Below are 18,686 nucleotides of genomic sequence, written 5' to 3' on the forward strand. Positions count from 1 at the left end.
GGGGCGGGTGGGTTGCTCACCGGTTGTGGCCAGCCGATGCAGCCCAGCGTTGCGGAGGCGAGCGTGTTGGCGGTGCCGGTGTTGGGGGCGAGGCGGCGTAGGCGGCTGGTCGTGGTTATCGCCTCCTTGACGGTGGCGAAGCGGGGCCAGTCGGCGCATTCCGTCACGCCGGTGGACTGGTCGGGGTAGCGGGCGCCACGCGACGGCACGAAGTCCGAGGCGTCGCCCTTGGCGGCCTTGCGGATGCCTTCGGCCAGTCCGGGCCAGGCCGTGGAGCCTTGGCGGGCGCGGGACAGGGCGAAGGACTGCAGATCACGGGCTCTGTAGGCCACATTGGCGGTCGTGGTGGCGATGGGGGTGCGGTCGGCTCGGGCGATCAGCGCGCGCCAGAGGCCGGCGACGTCCTTGCAGCCGTTGGAGGCGCACCAGGCGAAGAAGCGCTGCATTGCCTGCTCGTTCGACTTGGCCATCTCCTCCAGCTCATCGGTCCAGTCCTGGACGCTGTGGCTCCACGTGCCGTCGAGGACCATCGTGCGGATCCGGTCGGGGAACAGGCGGGCGTACACCTGGCCGTAGAAGCCGGCGTAGGAGGCGCCGTAGTAGTTGAGCCGGTCGTCGCCCAGGGCCTTTCTGATCGCTTCCATGTCTCTGGCCTGGTCGGCTGAGCTCATGTTGGCGAACAGCTCGGGATCCTTGAGCCGGCAGGCCTCGGCGTAGCCGCGGTTGGTGTCGGACAGGCGACCGAAGTCGGCGTCGTCGCGGGGGAGGTCGGGGATCGGGATGCGGGTCCAGACACATGGCAGTCCGGTGCTGAGACCCTGGAACTGCTCGCCGTAGCCGCGCGTGTCCCACGTGACGATGTCCATGCGTTTGCGGAGATCGGTCCACCAGGCTGAGGCGGCTGACTGGGTGAGGGCGATGCCGGGACCGCCGGGGCCGCCGTAGGCCACCAGGACGGAGCCTTCCGAGGTGCCGGTGGATTTGAGCTTGCCCAGTTTGAGGGTGATCTTGCGGCCGTCGGGTTTCTTCCAGTCGACCGGGACCTGCAGGTCGGCGCACTCCATGCCGATCTTGCCGTTCGGGCACGGAGTCCAGGCCGGGACGGTGGTCGCCGTCTCGGCCGGGCCCGCGGGCCGGGTCCTGGCCTGAGCCGCCGCCTGAGCCGCCGCCTGAGCCGTCGTAGTGGCCGGGCTCGCCGCCACCGTCGATGACGTCACCAGCGTCGATGATGCCGTCAGCGTCGATGCCGTCGGCGTCGATGTCGTCGGCGTCGATGTCGTCGGCGTCGATGTCGTCGGCGCCGACGCCGACGCTGGGAGGGTCGCGGTGAGCAGGGACAGGGTGATGAGGATGGGCTTCCGCATGGCGTTCACGATTTCGGATCGGGAGCCGCGGGCGCGTCGGACCCGAGTTTGGTTTTCTCGGACGGGACGTCCGACCAGGGGTTGTCAGACCGAGGTCCGACAGGCCGCAGATGGGACGACTTCCGAAGCCCGATCGGGCCGTACATGGGGCGACCTCCGAGGGCCCGACCGGCCGCACCGCCGAGCCGCTTCCAAGGGCGAGCCGCTTCCAAGGACGAGCTGCTTCCAAGGACGAGCCGTCTTCCAGGTCAGGAACGGAAACGACGGGAACGCTTGCAGCGATCATCTGACGTTGTCACCATCGACGGCGTGAGCGTGAGTAGATGGCAGTGGGCGTGGGAAGGCGTGCTCGGCGTCATCACGGTGCTGGCCCTGGGCATGGTCCTGGTCACCACCCCGACGGTGCACCTGCTCAACATCCTGGCGCAGGCCGCGCCGCTCGGCCTGATCGCCGCCGGAATGGCCCTGTCGCTGCGCACCGGTGTGCCCAACCTCGCTGTGGGCGCCCTCTCCGCGCTGTCCGGCGCCCTCGTCGCCACCGCCGTGGACGTGGCCGAGTTGTCACTGGTCGCGGGGCTGCTGCTGGTGCTCGGGCTGGCCGCGTTCGCCGGGCTGGTCCTGGGAGCGTTCACCGTTCTGGTGGCCGCGCCGGCCTGGGCGGTCACGCTGGGGGCGGCCATGGCCTGCGAGGCGATGCTGCTGGCGGTGACCGACGGCAGGGCGATCCCCGTGGAGGATCGTTTGCCGGTGCCCCAGCTGGTGTGGTTCGCGGTGTTCGCCGTGGTGTCGGTGGGGGGCGGGCTGCTGTGGGCCAGGCGGGATGTTCGCGACTGGCTGAGCAAGGGGTGGACGGCCGGGGTGGTCGGGCTGGCCGGGTCGAGCGTGCTCGCCGCGCTGGGCGGATTCGTGCTGGTGATGCGTCTAGGCGTGGCGCAGCCGGCCTCTCAGGGGACGCTCACGACCGTGTTCGCGCTCGCCGCCGTCCTGCTCGGCGGCACCAGTCCGAACGGCGAGCGCGGCGCGGTGACGGGCACCCTGCTCAGCGTGCTGATCCTGGCCATCGTGCAGGGCCAGCTCGCCGTGCTGAACGCCCCTCTGTGGATCTACTCGCTCATCCTGGCGGTCGTGGTCGTGGCCGGCCTGACCGTGTCCAGGCTTCTGCGCGCGTAGCGGACGGTCAGGAGGTCACCCCCAGCGACTTCTTCAGGAAGTCGACCTGGAGGAGCAGCAGGTTCTCCGCCACGACCTCCTGGGGCGTCATGTGGGTGACGCCGGAGAGCGGGAGCACGCTGTGCTGGCGGCCGGCCGCGAGCAGGGCCGACGACAGGCGGAGCGTGTGCGCGGCCACGACGTTGTCGTCGGCCAGGCCGTGAATCAGCAGCAGCGGCCGCTCGAGCTTGGGCGCGTCCGCGAACAACGATGACTTCTCGTACGCCTCGGGCTGCTCGTCCGGATGGCCCAGGTACCGCTCGGTGTAGCACGTGTCGTACAGCCGCCAGTCCGTCACCGGCGCCCCGGCCACGGCCGCGTGGAACACGTCGGGGCGTCGCAGCACGGCGAGCGCGGCCAGGAAACCGCCGAACGACCAGCCGCGGATTGCGACCTTCGTCAGGTCGAGGTCGTCGCCGTACTGCTCGGCCACGCCCTGCAGGGCGTCGATCTGGTCCTCGAGCGCAGGGGTCGCCAGGTCGCCCCGCACCGCCCGCTCGAACGCCGTGCCCCTGCCGGGGGTGCCGCGCCCGTCGGCCACGACGACGGCGAAGCCCTGCTCGGCGAACCATTGGCTCTCCAGGAAAGCGCCGCGCCGGTTGAGCACCCGCTGCGCGTGCGGGCCGCCGTACGGGTCCATGAGGACGGGCAGCTTGCCCGAGCCCTGCTCGTGCCACGAGGGCAGCACCACGGCGGTGGCCAGCTCCCTGCGGCCCGAGCGGCCGAGGGAGACCCGCAGGTCGAGTCCGGGACGTTCGGCGAAGGACGGGATCGGCACGGCCACGCCATCGCGGCGTACGACCGTGGTCGACACGCCCTCGGTGTCGAGGCTCTGCTCGGTCAGCACGCCCACCCCGCCCGCCATCCGCCCCGAGAACACCCCGGAACGGGTGGAGACCGGCAGCAGCGAATGCCCGTCCCACGTCCACAGCTGGATCTCGGTCGGGTCGCCGCTCGCGCTGAACAACACGCTGTCGTGATCGACGTCGAGCACCGCCCGCACCTGGAGCGTCGGCGGCGTGACGGCGCGGTCGCCCACGAAGAGGCGGTGGCCGCCCTCGGAGTCGGCCACCCAGACCAGCGAACCGTCGTCGAGGTGGGCGGGGACGCCGCTGACGATGTCGACCCAGGCCGGGTCCGTGTCCTCGCGTACGAGGGTGGCGGCGCCCGTCGCCGGGTCGACCGTGAACAGCCGCATCGTCTTCTGGTCGCGGGTCAGCGTCACGATCGACAGCGCGTGGGCGTCCCAGGCGGCCGTCGCCAGGTATTCCTCCGTGTACGGCACCGCGACCCGCGATCCGTCGAGCCCCAGCACGTAGAGCTGGGTGACGGCGTTGGGCGTGCCGGCGGCAGGGTAGCGCTGGGCCGTCGCGGGCCGGTCGGGATTGGCCGGGTCGGCGATGTGCCAGGTGCGCACGGGAGCCTCGTCCGCCCGCTCCACCAGCAGCGCGTCGCCCGACGGCGCCCACCAGTAGCCGCGCATCCTGTCCATCTCCTCGGCGGCGATGAACTCGGCCAGCCCGTACGTCACCGTCTCCGACTCGGGCGTGGCCAGGGCGCGGTCCTCGCCCGATGCCAGGTCCTGGACGCGGAGGGCGCCTCCTGTCACATAAGCCACATGCTGCCCGCCGGGGGAGAGGCGGGGGTCGATGACCGCGCCCGGCGTCTCCAGCTTGCGGGCCTGCCCGGTGGTCAGGTCGACGACGTAGAGGCCGCCGGACAGGGCGAAGCAGGCCATCGCCACGTCGGCGTCGGTGGCGTACGCGACCACGCCGCCCGCCGCCTCCCGGCTGCGCTCGCGCCTGGCCCGCTCCTCGGGCGGCAGGTCCTCCTCGTCGGCGTGGAGCGTACGCGGGTCGACGACCAGGCGCTCGACGTGCGTTTCCGTGTCGAGCTCCCACAGGCACGTCACCGGGTCGGTGCCCGATCGTGTCCGCAGGAACACCACCCGGCCGCCGTCCGGCGAGATCGTGAAACCTCTGGGCACCCCGAGGGTGAACCGGCGGGTCCTGGCAGACAGACGCGGGAAGCTCTCGCTCATGGCCTCAATCCTGCCATTGCCGGGCCCATCGCCGGGCCGGGGTCCGATGAGCGGGATTCCGGTCGGTACGCTCGAGGCCATGACTGATCGACGGCTCCTGCTCGTACACGCCCATCCGGACGACGAGTCGATCGGCACCGGCGCGACCATGGCCAAATACGTCGCCGAGGGCGCCCACGTCACGCTCGTGACCTGCACGTTGGGTGAGGAAGGGGAGATCATCCCCGGCGATGTCGCCCATCTGGCCGCCGACCAGGACGACGCGCTCGGCCCGTACCGGATCGGCGAGCTCGCCGCCGCCTGCCGGGCGCTCGGCGTGGAGGACCACCGCTTCCTCGGCGAGCCCGGGCGGTGGCGGGACTCGGGGATGATGGGGGTCGCGTCCAACGACCACCCCCGGGCCTTCTGGGGCGCCGACCTCGACGAGGCCGCGGGCGAGCTGGTCAAGGTCATCCGCGAGGTACGCCCGCAGGTGCTGGTCACGTACGACGACAACGGCTTCTACGGCCACCCGGACCACATCCAGGCCCATCGTGTTTCGCGCAGAGCGTTCGAGCTGGCCGCGAAACCGGACTTCGGTGAGGGCGAGCCGTGGCAGATCGCGAAGTTCTATCACACGGCCCTGCCCAGGTCCGTCATGCAGCGTACGGCGGAGGCACTACGCGAGGCCGACGTCGACTTCATCACCGAGAGTCTGGACGACCTGCCGTTCGGCAACCGGGACGAGGACATCACCACTGAGATCGACGCTCGCCCGTGGATCGGCAACAAGATCGAGGCGATGCGGGCGCACGCCACCCAGATCAGCGTTCAGGACCCGTGGTTCGCCCTGTCCAACAACATCGGCCAGGAGGTGCTGGGCGTCGAGCACTACATCCTGGCCATCGGGGTGCCCGGCCGGCCGGCGCCCGGGCCGCCGATCGAGGCAGGCGGCCTCGGTGAGCCGCACAATAGGGAGAACGATCTCTTCGCGGGCATCCACTAACCTCAGTCGACATGGAGCATCGCAGCCAGGCCGAGTCGGCGCTGGGTGGGGCGGCCTACGGCATGCTGTTCGTGCTGGGGATCGTCATGGGGGTCGTGGGCGGGTTCACGCATCCGGTGTGGCAGGTCGGCCCCATGCCGGCCTCGGCGCTCCTCTGGGTGCTGGCGCTGTTCGGGGTGTGCCTGGGGGCGGGCAAGCTGATGCGCGCGCGGCTCGGGGTCGTTGTCACGGCGGTCGGGTGGTTGCTGGTGACGATGCCGTTCACGTTGGAGCTGGGGCCCGGTGATCTCGTGATCGCGCAGGGCATGGCCGGTTATATCTACCTGTACGGGGGGCTTGTGGCTCTTGTCGTGGCCTACTTGCTTTCGCCCTCTTCCGGTGGGGAATCGTGGCTTCTGCGTGGGTACTCTCCGAAGAATCCGATGTAGCGGCATAAAGTAACTTCGTGCATTCGACAGAGCGGCATGTGGACCCGGGAGCGTACCGCAAGGCCGTCGGCCGCTTCGCCACCGGAGTCGCGATCGTCACGACCAGGCTCGGCGATGTCGATCACGCGATGACGGTGAATTCCTTCACATCTGTTTCGCTGGAACCGCTGCTCGTGCTGTTCTGCGCCGAGAAGGTGGCCCGCTTCCACGATGCCGTGCTGGAGGCGGGGATGTGGGGGGTGTCCGTGCTGCCGGCCTCGTTGGAGGACGCCTCGAGGTTCTTCGCGCACCGGGGGCGGCCGTTGAACGGGCAGCTGGCCCGGTGGCCGCACCATCGGGGCGAGTCGGGGGTGGCGTTGTTCGATGAGGCGATCGCCACGCTGGAATGCGCGACGACGGCGGTCCACGGGGGTGGGGATCACTCGATCGTGGTGGGCGAGGTGACCGCGATGGGGATGCCGTCGGAGGGAATGCCGCTCATGTACCACGAGGGGCGGTACAGGCGGCTCTGAGCCCGCTGAACGAAACCTCGGCGGCATGGGCGGAGGCGCCCTGTCGGGGTGTGGTGGCGGTCCTGTGGATGTGCGGCGCTCCTGTGGGTGCGCTGGCGGCCCTGTGGGTGCGCTGGCTCTCCTGTGGGTGCGGTGGCGGTCCTGTGGGTGCGGTGGCGTTGTAAGTAAGTGCCGGGGCGTGCGGGGTGGGGCCGGGCATGAGTCGGGCCAGGCACAGTGGCCTGGCCCGATCAGACGGTCGGTCGTGGCTCCGCTGTTACTGAGCGGGAGTGGTGGCCGTTTCCGTCGGTGTCGAGGTGGGTGGCTCCGTTGGGACGTCGGTCGATGTCTCCGTCGGTGGCACCGGCGCCGGCGTATCGGCCGGAGGCTCGGACTGCACCGGCGGCGGGCAGACGGGGATCTCCGTGGGAGTCGCCGTCGGCGGCAGCGTGTCCGTCGGGGTCACGGTCGGGGATTCGGTCGGTGTGTCCGTCGGAGTCGCGGTCGTGGTCGGTGTCTCGGTCGGTGTGGTGGTTGGGGTTTCGGTCGGTGTGTCCGTTGGGGTCTCGGTCGGGGTCACCGTCGCGGTGGGCGTGTCCGTGGGGACGTCGGTCGGCGTCACCGTCTCGGTCGGCGCGGGCTGACAGGTGACCGTCACCGTCGGACCGGGCTCCGTGACCGTGACCGTGGGACCCGGCTCAGTGACCGTCACGGTCGGCAGCGGCGTCACGGTGACGGCGGGCTCGCCGCGTTTCTTGTACGTGCCCCAGCCCAGCCTCTTCGTGGCTTGTCCGGTGCCTGCGGTAACCGGCATGTCCGTGCTCGCGGTCTTGCACGACCTTCGCTTGCACACCCTCTGCTTGACGCTGAAGACGGCGGCCCCGGTGTACTCGATGGAGACGTCCAGGAAGGACGTGCCTCTCCTCTTGACCACTGTCGTGGTGACGACGTAGTCCTCGGCGGGCGGGGCCTCTGTGGGAGTGGTGGTCGGCGTCTCGGTGGGAGCGGGGGGCGGCGGCGTCTCCGTGGGAGAAGCGGTCGGAGTCGCGGCGGCTAAAGCCACCCGCGCGCCGACGGAGGTGTCGGAGAGTCGTAGGGGATCGGACGTTGACGTCTGGGTGAACGCAACTCCGCCGGCTCCTGCCAGTGCGACGGTGCCGAGCAGCGCGCCCAGGATGGAGAATCTCATAATCCTGCTCTTGTAGGAGATTTCAGGACCCTGGTCATTATTCCGAGATGTCAAGATTGGTCAAGACTGAGACGCATGGACAGGCGCTTTCGGTTCCGGCGCGTGGCGAACTACATCAACCTCGCCACTCCGCTCGGTTTACTGATCTCGATCATCGGTGGCGCCAGCCGCCGACCCGGCCCCAACGGGCTCATCCTCGCCTTCGGCTACCGCTACCGCTTCCCCATCGCGGGGGCGTTCACCGTAGGAAACGTCGTCCTGACCAGGTCGGATTCGCTGAGCGACCGGCTCATCCTGCACGAAGGACGGCACGCCACGCAGTGGGCCTGGTGCGTCGGACTGCCCATGTTGCCGCTCTACCTTCTGGCCATGCTGGTGTCGGTCATGTTGTGCGGCCACCAGGCTTTCAATGTTTTTGAGCGCCTGGCCAATCTGGAGGACGGCGGCTACCCCCGCGTTCCGCTTTGGTGGAAGAGAGGCGGCTGCAGCCGAGGCTGACTCATTCAGTCAGGACGATGCTCCCGGGTTCTGCTTACGGGCGCATCTTCAGCGACTGGATGGAAGCAGCCTCGGCTCCATCAGCGCGCTGGCTTACTGGTCAGTGATGCTGTGCTGCCCTAGGTCAGCGACGTGCGTCTCGATGACTGGTCGATCATTTGATGATCCGAGCCCTGGACCTCTCAGCGCCCGGTTCAAGGAAGTGGACGACTGTGGCTTGAGCTCGGCGAGCGTGCGGAAGGCGGCGATAACCATCCTTCGCCGTGGAACTCCAGCCTAGGGGCCCGAGTGGAACGTACTCCGGCGTGGCCGGACGGGAAAGGCGGTCCGGCAGCTAGCCGAACCAGGATCAGGGGACGGACCAGCGCTCTTCCTTCTTGATCGCGTAGGCGTAGCCGTCCGCTCGTGGAGCAAGCGAAGATGCTTATGTGAGGTCGTGATGGGACCATTGGGAGTCTGCACAGTGTGCTGACCGGAGGTGCGGACGACTACTCGGCTGGTGTAGGTTCCCGTGTGCTTCCCTCTCGGCACGATCGCGCGCACGAGATCCCCGGTCTGGAATCCGCAGAGCCGTTTGGTGCGGGGCATTTGCAGCCGGGGGAAACCGAACCTGTCGGTGCGAGTGCGGCAGTACACACCTCTGCCGGTGATGGCGGCGATCAGTACCACGCCGGGCCACGATGCGACTTGCTCCAGCGCGCCTACGTGCAGCGCGTCCAGGGTGTGGGACTTGGGGGCGCTGGTGCGGTGCCGGTTCCATTTCGTGCGCCCGCCGCTACCACACAGCACAGGCAGGCCTGTCGCCGTCAATGCCCTGTAGAGCGCCCAGCGGGTGGCGTTCACGGCGGCGGCGTCCCGCAGCGGTGTCTTGGCCTGAGCGAGCATCTCTTTAAGCCGGTCGGGGCTCTTACTCAAGAACGCGGTGACCGGCATGCTGCCCTTGGCCTGATTGCACGGCACGCACGCCAAACACAAGTTGCTGATCCGGTCGGAGCCGCCCCGGGAACGGGGCTGGATGTGGTCGATGTTCAACGGGATGCCGATTGATGCGCAGTAGGCGCAGGCCCGCTTCCACTTGGCCAGCAGATACTCGCGCACCTCGAAGCCGTGCAGGGTGCCATGCTGATACTCCACGCCCTCCAGGGGTCTGCCCGCGGCCAGGACGTGGGTGTCGAATCGTACGGTCTCCACATGGATCGCCCGGACGAGGGCCAGGCGGCGCAACCGCTCCACTCAGTTCATCGTGGAGTCCACCCGATGCTGAAGGCTCGGCGGCAGCCAGCCGTCTGGGCGGGAGCGGTTAGCGAACCGGGGAGCGCGATAGCGCAGGTTGCGCGACCGCCTGCCACGCCGGTAGGCCGCCCGAGGCGCGAGCTTGTCCCGGATCTTGCCGCCGCGGTGATCCAACTGGATGCCGTACAGGCCGTACCGGGTGCCGTCGTGGGGGCGGAACACGCTGACGCCAGTGTGCCGGCTGCCGGGGTCAATGGATACCTCCACGCCCTGGGTCTCGGACTGCTCGGCGGTGCGGTCCTTCAGCCGGATGACGAACGGGGTGTGCCGGGCCGCCACCGCTCGCCCTGCCTGTAGGAGCTGGCGGGCGCGGGCGGGATGGCACGGATCCAGCGGCGCGCCGTCCGATGCCAGGACGAACACGCGGGTGCGGTCTCACGACCGGCTGCTCCGCTTACGCGGGTGACGCCCTCACTGCCAGGTGAGGCGGCAAGGGTCTCCCCTCGACCATGTTGGGTACTCCGCTGCCCGAAGACGTCCGCGCCCCGTTTCGTCCCTGCTCCAGGGTTGTCTGCTGACGCGGATTCCAGGGTCCGCCGCTGAGGAAGCACGGCGGAGTGGATCTGCTGACGTGTGTCCAACGTAGCCACCAAGGTCACCTCCTTGTAGGTGGTGGCTGGGTCTGGTCACTCCCGCCCACCCCGATTCAGTGGGACAGGCCCCGGGCTATCAGACCGGGGAGCGAGTGACACAACATTTTCGAGCGCCTGACCAACCTGGAGGGCGGCGGTTACCCCCGGGGCGCGCTGGGGTGGAGGAGGGGTGGCGGCAGCCAGGCTTGACAATCTTCAGTCAAATTACGGCTCGAATCACCGAGATCGGCTGGGCGCCGTGAGCCGGTCGAGTCGCCCTCAGGACTGTTAGGACGCCGTGAGGCTTCGGTCAGCGTCGCCGGACTGCCATCGCTTGAGCCGGCCGAGTGCGAGGACACCGACGGCCAGACCGGAGATCGCGCCGGCGCAGAGCATCGAGGCGGTCGACGGCGTCACGAGCGTGACGCCGGCCAGGGCGAGGGCCGACACGGTCGTGGCGAACACGATGTACGTCCAGGTCGCCAGGCGTACCAGCCGCAGGCGCCGGCCTTCCGAGTAGGGTGTGCGGGCCAGGAGCCAGGCCAGCGCGGGCAGGAGCAGGACGCCGTGCATCAACACGGCGTGGGCCGGCTTCAGCGTGACGGCCACCGTGTAGGCGAGCTGCTGGTTGCCCGCTATCACCTCGACGACCCCGCGGGCGATCATGACGGCGCCGAAGGCCATGGCCGCCAGTAAGGTGGCGAAGCCCGCGCGCACCGCCAGGCGCATGCTGGGCGCGAGGTCCGGGTTGGCGCGGAAGGCGGCGACGGTCATGGCGATCGCGATGACGACGAGCACCCCGCCTCCGCCCGCCAGGGCTCGCGCGATGGTCGAGTCGACGGCGGTCTCCATATTGAAGTGGGACGGGACGCCACGCCACGCCTGAAGGGTGATCAGGGCGACCTCCACCGTGGAGGCGATCGCGAAGGCGCCGACCCACAGAGGGCGGGCACGGATCCGTACGAACGGGGAGACCCACGTCAGGGTCAGGACGCTCAGCCCGAACGAGACACCGAACGTGAACGGCTTGCGCCACGACACAGCGCCCTCCCAGGGCCCGCCGTCCACGACGAGCACGCCCAGGTGGACGAGGCCCGCGAGCACCAGCAGGACCCCCACGAGATACCAGACGCGATGCATGCGGCCATGCTGGCAGCCCGGCACGGCCCCGCGCGTCGGCCCGCGGTTTGGATCGCGACTACGACCCTGGTCGTACGCGCGCCCGGCTCACCGGGTCAGCCTGAGGGTCTGCACGGCCGCCTTCTTGACCGACTCCGGTGTGGAGTGCATCGGCAGCAGGCCGCCCCTGGCCCACACCTCCGCCTGATCCCAGTAATTGGCGTGGAAGGCATGCCCCGAGGCGCCCGTCAGGTTGATCCACTGGGAGCCGTCCAGGTCGGACAGGTCGACGATCATGCGCATCGACGGCACGGCGCTCACCGCGTAGCCCCTCTGAACGTTCCAACCCGTGGCGTTCACCGCGTCCTTGCCACCTGGGACGGCGATCGGGCCACGGTTGAACAGCGACTCGACCGGCGCGATCCCCGAGGTCCCCAGCGAGCCGTTGACCAGCTCCAGCTGGTGCAGGTCGCCCCATCGCCACGCGCCGGGGTCGTCCCCTAGCCGCTCCGACAGCTCGTGGTACGCCGAGGCCATGGCCTGACGCAGGATGTCGTCGCGCGTCTCCGTGTGGTTCTTCGTGGTCACGTCGTCCCAGAAGGGGTCGTCCGGGAGTTGGAGCAGGCGCCTGATCACCTCATACCAGCGGTCGCCCCCGGCCGGCCTGGCCGCCTCCGGCAGCTCGTCGTTGAACGTCAGCACGAGCAGTTGCCGCCAGACCGCGTTGAAGTACGCGGCGGGGGCGGAACCGGCGTCCTGCGTGCCGTCCCACGTCTTCAGCAGTTGCCTGGCCTGCACGCTCGGGCCCGCCAGGTCCACCTCCGTCAGCGCCGGCACCAGCGTCTCCGCGAAGCCGTTGCGGGTGTCCTGCTGGATCCGCGACATGGCCGCCGCGTCGGCCTTGCCGTTCTCGATCGTGTCTTTGACGAGGTCGCGGATGCGTTCGGAGCGGTAGCCGTACGCCCAGTCCTGGGTCAGCAGCGGCCGGTACCGCCGGGGGTCGATGACCGCGTTGTTCGCCGTGACGATGAATCCGTCCGCCGGGTCCTCCACCGACGGCAGCTGGTCGTGCGGGATGGGCGCCGCCCTCCAGTCGTACTCGCCCGTCCACCCGGGGACCGGCCAGGCGCCGTCGCCCTTCTGGCGTACGGGGATACGCCCTGGCGCCTGGTAGCCGATCTTGCCCGTGGTGTCGGCGTACACCAGGTTCTGGGCGGGCACCTCGAACAGCGCCGCCGCGGCCTTGAACTCCTGCCAGTCGGCGGCCTTGTTCAACGCGAAGATCGCGTCGGCAGTTCTGCCCGGGGTCAGCGCCGTCCACTGCAGCGCCACGGCGTTCGCCTCGCCGGTGGGCTGGGCGTCGCCGATCACCTCGTTGATCAGCGGGCCGTGCACGGTGCTCCGGACGGCGATCGTGACAGGGGGGCCACCGGCCACCTTGATCTGCTCCTGCCGGGTCTCCAGCTTCACCTGCTCGCCCTTGTACAGGTACGTGTCGCCGTCCACCTTCTCCAGGAACAGGTCGGCCACGTCGGGGCCCAGGTTCGTGAACCCCCACGCGATCTTGTCCGTGTGCCCGATGATCACGCCGGGTACGCCGGAGAACGTGAACCCCGTGACGTCGTACGGACACTCCTGCGCGACCTTCCTGCAGTGCAGCCCGGCCTGGTACCAGACGGACGGCATCTGCGGGGACAGGTGCGGGTCGTTGGCCAGCAGCGGCTTGCCACTGGCGGTGTGCTCGCCGGAGATCACCCACGAGTTCGACCCGACGCCCTCGCGGTCCTCGGTGCCGATCGTGTTCGGCACGGCGTCCAGCGTCTGGGCCGCTTGAGTCAGCGCGCCGACGCCGGCGCGCAGCCTGGGCTCGGCCCGCTGGTCGAAGCGGTCCTCGTTGATGGTGCCCTCGGTGACGATGGGGGAGTGGCGGTCGTACGGGTAGCCGGGGTAGAGCTGCTCGACCCGCTCCCTGGGCAGCTTGGCGGCGATCAGCGCGCGGTCGATCTCGTCTTCCATGTTGGAGCGCAGGTCCCAGGCCATGGCCTTCAGCCAGGCCAGCGAGTCGACCGCGGTCCACGGCTCCGGCTTGTAGTCGCCGTTCTGGAGCTTGAGAACCGAGTATTCGAGGCTGCGGTCGGAGGCGTTGGGGTTGGCGGCGAGCCAGGCGTTCACGCCCTTGGCGTACGCGTCGAGGGAGTCCTGGGTCTGCTTGGCCAGCTCGGGCAGCTCCCGCTCGGCGACCCTGCGCCAGCCCATGGTCCTGAGCGCCTTGTCGGTGCCGAGGGTGGCCTTGCCGAAGAGCTCCGAGAGACGGCCGGCCGTCATGTGACGGCGGAAGTCCATCTCGTAGAAGCGGTCCTGGGCGTGGACGAACCCCTGGGCCATGAAGAGGTCGGCGGGGTTGTCGGCATAGACGTGCGGAATTCCCCACTTATCGCGATAAATATCCACATTTCCGGATAAGCCGGGTAGCCGCAGCGATCCATCAACCTGCGGGAACGACTTCCGCACGGTGTAGACGAGGACGCCGGCCAGCACGAGCGCCAGGGCGAGAAGAACGGTCAACACCCGAGCGAACCACCGCAACGGCCGCGGCATCCACGCATAGGGCCTCACCGACACCTCCATCTTGCCGAACTGGCACTAAGTCTGACAGCCCGCGCTCACTCCTCCGGCCGACTTCACGGTCCTTCGCAGGGGACTTTGAGGTGCTTGATTACAGGAGGCGGCGGACATTTCACCCGCCGTAGACGGCTGGGGTCCTCAGGGGGATTTCCCATGGCCGAGGAGCGCGCCGCGCCGGCCCAGCGGGGCCGACGGGCACATCGTTCGGTGGTGCGCGGCGGGCGCCTGGGCGGCGCGGCGGGTGGCGGTGTGCAGGTGTGTGGGTGTCAGGTCCAGGTTTGGCCTTCGGGGGTGTCGGAGACGCGGACGCCCAGGGTGGCCAGTTCGTCCCGCAAGCGGTCCGCCTCCTTCCAATCCTTGGCATCGCGCGCCCGGGCCCGCGCCTCCAGGAGCTCCCCGGCCCCCGCGGGCATCACGGGCACCTTGCCGATGTCCGTGGAGAGATCCAGCCCGAGCAGCTGGTCCACATGCAGGAACGACTCGAACTTCGCCCCTGGCGCCACCGACTCGTCCCGCTCCAGCTCGCGCAGCACCCGCAGCGCCCCGGGCGTGTCGAGGTCGTCGTCGAAGGCGGCCTCCAGCCGCTCCACGTACGCGGACGCCATCGGCGCGCTCGGCGACTCGGCCCACTCGGCCACCCGTGCGCGCCATCGCCGCACCGTGCGGTCGGCCGCCCGCAGCGTGTCCCACGTCAGGTTCATCTGCTGCCGGTACCGATGCTCCAGGAACGCCATCCGCACGGCGAGCGGGTCGAGCCCGGCCGCCACCACGTCCGACAGCAGCACCACGTTCCCCGTGGACTTCGCCATCTTGCGCCCGTCGAACAGCAGATGCTCCCCGTGCACCCAGTGCCGCACCACCTCCTGCTCAGCCGCCGCGTTGGACTGGGCCCGCTCGTCCTCGTGGTGGGGGAAACGCAGGTCGATCCCACCGGTGTGGAGGTCGAAGGGCGCCCCGAGAAACCGCAGCGACATGGCCGAGCACTCGACGTGCCACCCAGGGAACCCGCGGCCCCATGGCGTCTCCCAGGTCAGCTCGCCTTCGGCGGGTTTCCACAGGGCCCAGTCGGCGTGGAAGCGTTTGCGCGGGTCGACGGTGTCGACGCGGTGGGCCGGCTTCAGGGCATCCAGGCGATTGCCGGAAATTTCGCCGTAAGTGGGAAATGTCCGTACGTCAAAGAACACCGACCCGTCCGGCACCACATACGCGTGCCCCTTCTCGACCAGCTTGGCGATCAGCTCGATCATCAGGTCGATCGTCTCGCTCGCGCGCGGCGTGTGCTCCGGCGGACGGAGGTTGAGCGCGGCCGTGTCGTTCCTGAAGGCGTCCTCGTAGAAGCGGGCCAGCTCCCGCACGGAACGCCCCTCCGCGTGGGCCTGCTCCACGACCTTGTCGACCCCGGAGTCGGTCAGGTGGCCGACGTCGGTGATGTTCTGGCAGGCCAGCATGCGCGTCCGCCGCCGCTCGAGCACCCGCCTGATCAGGTCGGACAGCAGGTAGGTGCGCAGGTTGCCCACGTGCGCGTAGCGGTAGACCGTCGGCCCGCAGGTGTACATCCGCACCGCCCGCCCGGGAGCGAGCTCCTCGACCTGCCTGGTCCGCGTGTCGTAGATCCGCAACATCTCCCGAGCTTAGCCCGAACCGGATCGCCGGATCTCACGCGCCCAGGAAGCCGAGGATGTCCCTGTCGCCGCGCTCGCGCAGCCTGCCCAGGATCTCCTCACGGGTGGCCGTGTCGGGCAGCCCGATCCTCGCTCCGATCAGCCGCAGGCCCTCCATCTCCGAGCTGACCGGAGCGGTGTAGCCGAACAGGTAGAGCGCGCGGTTTATGGGCGGCATCCCGACGGGCGCGGCCGGCAGGTGGCGGGTCAGCAGCTCGCCGCCGTCCGACACGGTGAGGAAGACATGGTCCCCGTCGCTGGCCTTGTACTCGGCCAGGACATTCCTGATCGAGCCCATCGTCGGCTGGTTGTGCCAGCTGATCACCACGTCACCGGACGGCGCGGAGGCGGTCAGCTGCCCGCCGGGAGCCATGCCCAGGTACGCCGCGAACCCCGTCGGCAACGGCGACCCCGACCCGCGCAGGTGCTCGGCGTTGACGTCCACCCGATGCCACCAACGCCCGTCGCGGGAGCGGAAGCTGCGCCGGGTCAGCGAGACGTCCTTGCGCGGCTGGTACGGCTCCGCCTCCCCGCTCGGCGAGGTGCCCGCCACGCGGATCCAGCCCCGCTGCGTGCGCTCGAACCCGGGCCCGCCGGAGTACGCCCGCACCGAGCTCTCGCTGACGTCGTACCGTGCGGTCAGGTTCGTCACGATCGTGCTCACCGAGGCCTCGCCGCCGGCCCGCTCGATCTCCCTGGCGATCATCTCCCTGATCCCCAGGTACTCGTCGCCGCCCCACCGGGCCAGCCCGTACTTGTTCCTGTCCACCCGCATGAAGCGCTCGTCCGCGGTGAGCTGGTTGCGGATGCCGACCAGGCTGTAGTCCTCGCCGATGCGCTCCTGGATCTCCTCGGGCGACAGCGGCGAGCCCGCCACCGCCAGCACCGCCTCGGCCTTCTCGTTGATGCTGCGCGGCCACGGCACCACGTGCTGGCCGAGCACGCGCAGCTGCGGCACGGCCAGGATCCACCGCTCGGCCACGTCCTCGCGCACGCCGAGCTGAGCCACCATGGACACGGCCTCGCCGAGCGGGCGTGGCCCGTCGGCGAACAGCTGGCGCGTCTTCTCGCGGAGCTCGTCGGCCCCGCCGGCGACGAGCCAGCCGTCGGACTGCTCATAGCCGGTGAGCAGCGTACGCACGAACCGCCACGCGGGGATCCCGAGGGCACGCAGCTCGGCCCGGTGCCACGGCACGGCCGCCTGCAGGTCGTCGGCCGGGACGGCGGAGCCCAGCCGGGTACGCAGCCACGCCACATGCGCCACCAGCGCCGCCGCGTCGGGGCCGGCCAGCCAGGCCTCCACGTGGTCACGCAGGTCGCGCTCGATCTGCCTGATCCGCTCCCGCGTCACCGAGAACCGCTGCGCCAACTCGTCGAGCGTGGCCCGCTGCGCCGCGTACAGCCGGTCGCGGGCGATGGCCCGCTGCCGCTCGTCCAGCGCCGCGAACAACGCGTCGATCACCTCGGGCAGCGGCAGGTCCGGCCGGGACGGCGCGGGCACGGCCTCGGGCACCGGCTCGAGCAGCCGCTCGAACACGCCGGTGAACAACTTCTGCACGACGTCCTTGCCCAGCGACTCCGGCGTGCGCTCGGCCTCGGCGGGGTCGGAGAAACGCACCAGCGGCAGGATGTCGCCGAGCAGCAGGTGGCCCCAGTAGGCCACGGCAAGATCGGCCAGGTGGCCCGCCACGGTCTGGGTGCCGACGATGGCGCACGCTCGGTCGAGGGGGATCGCCTGCCACCAGGCCTCGGGCAGCTGGGGCTCCTCCACGATCGGCGCGATTTGACCAGGGGAGGTCCAGCGCACGGGTGGCGCGAGGTCGCTCAGGCTGAGGTTCATTGAGGTCCAACCGGCAAAGGGAAGTATCCGCAGTTCAGACTATGTGATCAGAGGGGTATAAAGGGGCTGCCTCTTCCGGAATGGGAGATATAGAGCATCGCCCGCGCTCGCGTGCAGGCGACGAACAGTATGCTCCGTTCACGCTGCAGGGCTCGAGCCCGTGCGGCAGGTTCTTCCGGCGGCGGCTCGGGAACCACGCCCTCCGCCACGCCGATGAGCGCCACCCGCTCGAACTCCAGGCCCTTCAGATGCTGGAAGGTCGCAGCCCGCACGTCCAGCCCCGCCAGCGCCTTCTTGGCCTGCCGGACGAGCCGGGTGGTACGCGCGCCGACGGCGATCTCGCCGGCGGGCACGCCGTCGGCCAGCCACTGTTCGATCGTGGACCGCAGCCCGGCCAGCTCCGACTCGGGCGAGTCGTACGCCCTGATCATCGGGCGTTCGCCGTTGTGCGTGGCGCGGTAGCCGTACATCTCGGCCGCGCCCCTGACCAGGCCGGTCGTGGGACCGCCGCCGCGCAGCCGGACCACGAAGGACAGCAGCTCCTGCGGCAGCCGATAGGAGACCTTCAACGTGTGCTGGACGGCGGGGATGCCGACGGTGCCCAGCGCCACCCGCGTGTCGGTGACGCGCTGGTGCGGATCGCCCACGATGAACAGGTCGTCGTGCGCGCGCGGCACCGCCGCCCGCAGCAGCCGCCACTGCGCCGGGCTGATGTCCTGCGCCTCGTCCACAACGATGTGACGGTACGGCTTGCGCTCCGGCTCCACGTCGTCGAGCAGATCGCCGGTCGTGAGCGACAGCAGCCTGAGCGCCTCGTCCGTCAGCTGGGCCAGCGTCCGCGACCCCGGGCCGACCAGCGGCGGGCGGCGGCCCTCCGCGTCGGTCACGATGCGCATGGCCAGGCGTTCGGCGTTGTCCACTTCGACCCGTTTACGGATGACCTCGTCCTCGATCAGCAGGTCCAGCCTGGCCGACAGGTCCTCGGCCAGGCTCTGCGAGGACGTGATGAGCAGGACGGGACCACGGCCGTTCGCGGCGAGGTGGGCGGCGCGGTGCAGGGCGATGACGGTCTTGCCGGTGCCCGCGCCGCCGACCACCAGCACCGGATGCTCGTAGCGCGCCGCCCTGGCCAGCCGGTGCTGCGTGGGATGGGGGAACGTGCACCACTCCGGCGCACCCAGCACCCGGTCGAGCGCCACCTTGTCGGGCGCGAACGCCGCCCGGTCAGGGCTGCGCCGCAGCGCCGCGTGCAGGTCGTCGGGGTCGATCGGCCCGCTGTCGGCGTCCGAGTGACGCCAGGCGTCCAGCTCGCGCCAGGCCTCGGAGAGTGAGCCGCCGCGGGCCAGCACGGCGAGCGGCAGGTGCTGGGTG

General features: G+C 69.9%; 13 protein-coding genes and 1 pseudogene. 5 read left to right on the top strand and 9 right to left on the bottom strand.

The window, feature by feature from the left end; all coding sequences use genetic code 11:
• Window positions 1-1,364, bottom strand: a 1,364-nt coding sequence (locus ETD86_RS41675; RefSeq protein WP_138672154.1) for an alpha/beta fold hydrolase, incomplete at its 3' end; no start/stop codon positions are given.
• Between the two features lie 309 nt (window positions 1,365-1,673).
• Here ETD86_RS41675 and ETD86_RS41680 point away from each other — a divergent pair.
• Window positions 1,674-2,534 carry an ABC transporter permease gene (locus ETD86_RS41680; RefSeq protein ID WP_170223540.1) on the top strand — a complete coding sequence of 287 codons (861 nt, stop codon included), beginning with the start codon at window positions 1,674-1,676 and terminating at the stop codon, window positions 2,532-2,534.
• Between the two features lie 7 nt (window positions 2,535-2,541).
• Here the strand turns inward: ETD86_RS41680 and ETD86_RS41685 are convergent, their stop codons facing one another.
• Complete coding sequence (locus tag ETD86_RS41685) at window positions 2,542-4,614, bottom strand: S9 family peptidase (protein ID WP_138672156.1); 2,073 nt, start codon at window positions 4,612-4,614, stop codon at window positions 2,542-2,544.
• A gap of 79 nt (window positions 4,615-4,693) precedes the next feature.
• On the opposite strand from ETD86_RS41685, the gene mshB reads away from it, so the two are divergent.
• From mshB to ETD86_RS41700, 3 genes are read left to right on the top strand one after another with little or no spacing between them, the layout of a single operon-like run.
• Window positions 4,694-5,599, top strand: a complete 906-nt coding sequence (gene mshB / locus ETD86_RS41690) for an N-acetyl-1-D-myo-inositol-2-amino-2-deoxy-alpha-D-glucopyranoside deacetylase (protein WP_138672157.1) — start codon at window positions 4,694-4,696, stop codon at window positions 5,597-5,599.
• A gap of 11 nt (window positions 5,600-5,610) precedes the next feature.
• The gene (locus ETD86_RS41695; protein ID WP_138672158.1) at window positions 5,611-6,027 is read left to right on the top strand and encodes a DUF6113 family protein; all 417 of its coding nucleotides are present in this window, start codon (window positions 5,611-5,613) and stop codon (window positions 6,025-6,027) included.
• Window positions 6,028-6,044: 17 nt separating this feature from the next.
• The gene (locus ETD86_RS41700) at window positions 6,045-6,539 is read left to right on the top strand and encodes a flavin reductase family protein (RefSeq protein ID WP_246149059.1); all 495 of its coding nucleotides are present in this window, start codon (window positions 6,045-6,047) and stop codon (window positions 6,537-6,539) included.
• A 256-nt stretch (window positions 6,540-6,795) separates the two neighbouring features.
• Here ETD86_RS41700 and ETD86_RS55930 read toward each other — a convergent pair whose 3' ends face one another.
• Entirely contained in the window at window positions 6,796-7,707 is a 912-nt protein-coding gene (locus tag ETD86_RS55930; RefSeq protein ID WP_170223541.1) for a hypothetical protein, read from the bottom strand.
• Between the two features lie 75 nt (window positions 7,708-7,782).
• Between ETD86_RS55930 and ETD86_RS41710 the strand changes: the two genes are divergently transcribed.
• A complete protein-coding gene (locus tag ETD86_RS41710) occupies window positions 7,783-8,205 on the top strand; it encodes a hypothetical protein (protein WP_138672159.1) in 423 nt (140 codons plus the stop codon).
• Window positions 8,206-8,481: 276 nt separating this feature from the next.
• Here the strand turns inward: ETD86_RS41710 and iscB are convergent.
• The 6 genes and pseudogenes from iscB to ETD86_RS41740 form a co-directional block, all read right to left on the bottom strand.
• Window positions 8,482-9,861: pseudogene (gene iscB / locus ETD86_RS41715) on the bottom strand (RNA-guided endonuclease IscB).
• 497 nt (window positions 9,862-10,358) lie between these two features.
• On the bottom strand, window positions 10,359-11,210 hold the full coding sequence (locus ETD86_RS41720) for a hypothetical protein (protein ID WP_138672160.1): 852 nt from the start codon (window positions 11,208-11,210) through the stop codon (window positions 10,359-10,361).
• An 87-nt stretch (window positions 11,211-11,297) separates the two neighbouring features.
• Window positions 11,298-13,787, bottom strand: a complete 2,490-nt coding sequence (locus ETD86_RS41725) for a penicillin acylase family protein (RefSeq protein ID WP_138672165.1) — start codon at window positions 13,785-13,787, stop codon at window positions 11,298-11,300.
• A gap of 293 nt (window positions 13,788-14,080) precedes the next feature.
• On the bottom strand, window positions 14,081-15,436 hold the full coding sequence (gene cysS, locus ETD86_RS41730; RefSeq protein ID WP_138672161.1) for a cysteine--tRNA ligase: 1,356 nt from the start codon (window positions 15,434-15,436) through the stop codon (window positions 14,081-14,083).
• Window positions 15,437-15,470: 34 nt separating this feature from the next.
• Window positions 15,471-17,315 (bottom strand): sigma factor-like helix-turn-helix DNA-binding protein, encoded by a 1,845-nt coding sequence (locus ETD86_RS41735; RefSeq protein ID WP_138672162.1) that lies wholly within the window; start codon window positions 17,313-17,315, stop codon window positions 15,471-15,473.
• Between the two features lie 47 nt (window positions 17,316-17,362).
• On the bottom strand, window positions 17,363-18,686 hold a 1,324-nt coding region (locus tag ETD86_RS41740; RefSeq protein WP_138672163.1), incomplete at its 5' end, for a UvrD-helicase domain-containing protein.

The organism is Nonomuraea turkmeniaca (genome assembly GCF_005889735.1).
Taxonomy (GTDB): Bacteria; Actinomycetota; Actinomycetes; order Streptosporangiales; family Streptosporangiaceae; genus Nonomuraea; species Nonomuraea turkmeniaca.

Coding starts and splice junctions, on each gene's coding strand:
- ETD86_RS41685 (WP_138672156.1), bottom strand. CDS start 4,614: ATGAGCGAGAGCTTCCCGCGTCTGTCTGCCAGGACCCGCCGGTTCACC.
- mshB (WP_138672157.1), top strand. CDS start 4,694: ATGACTGATCGACGGCTCCTGCTCGTACACGCCCATCCGGACGACGAG.
- ETD86_RS41695 (WP_138672158.1), top strand. CDS start 5,611: ATGGAGCATCGCAGCCAGGCCGAGTCGGCGCTGGGTGGGGCGGCCTAC.
- ETD86_RS55930 (WP_170223541.1), bottom strand. CDS start 7,707: ATGAGATTCTCCATCCTGGGCGCGCTGCTCGGCACCGTCGCACTGGCA.
- ETD86_RS41710 (WP_138672159.1), top strand. CDS start 7,783: ATGGACAGGCGCTTTCGGTTCCGGCGCGTGGCGAACTACATCAACCTC.
- ETD86_RS41720 (WP_138672160.1), bottom strand. CDS start 11,210: ATGCATCGCGTCTGGTATCTCGTGGGGGTCCTGCTGGTGCTCGCGGGC.
- ETD86_RS41725 (WP_138672165.1), bottom strand. CDS start 13,787: ATGCCGCGGCCGTTGCGGTGGTTCGCTCGGGTGTTGACCGTTCTTCTC.
- cysS (WP_138672161.1), bottom strand. CDS start 15,436: ATGTTGCGGATCTACGACACGCGGACCAGGCAGGTCGAGGAGCTCGCT.
- ETD86_RS41735 (WP_138672162.1), bottom strand. CDS start 17,315: ATGAACCTCAGCCTGAGCGACCTCGCGCCACCCGTGCGCTGGACCTCC.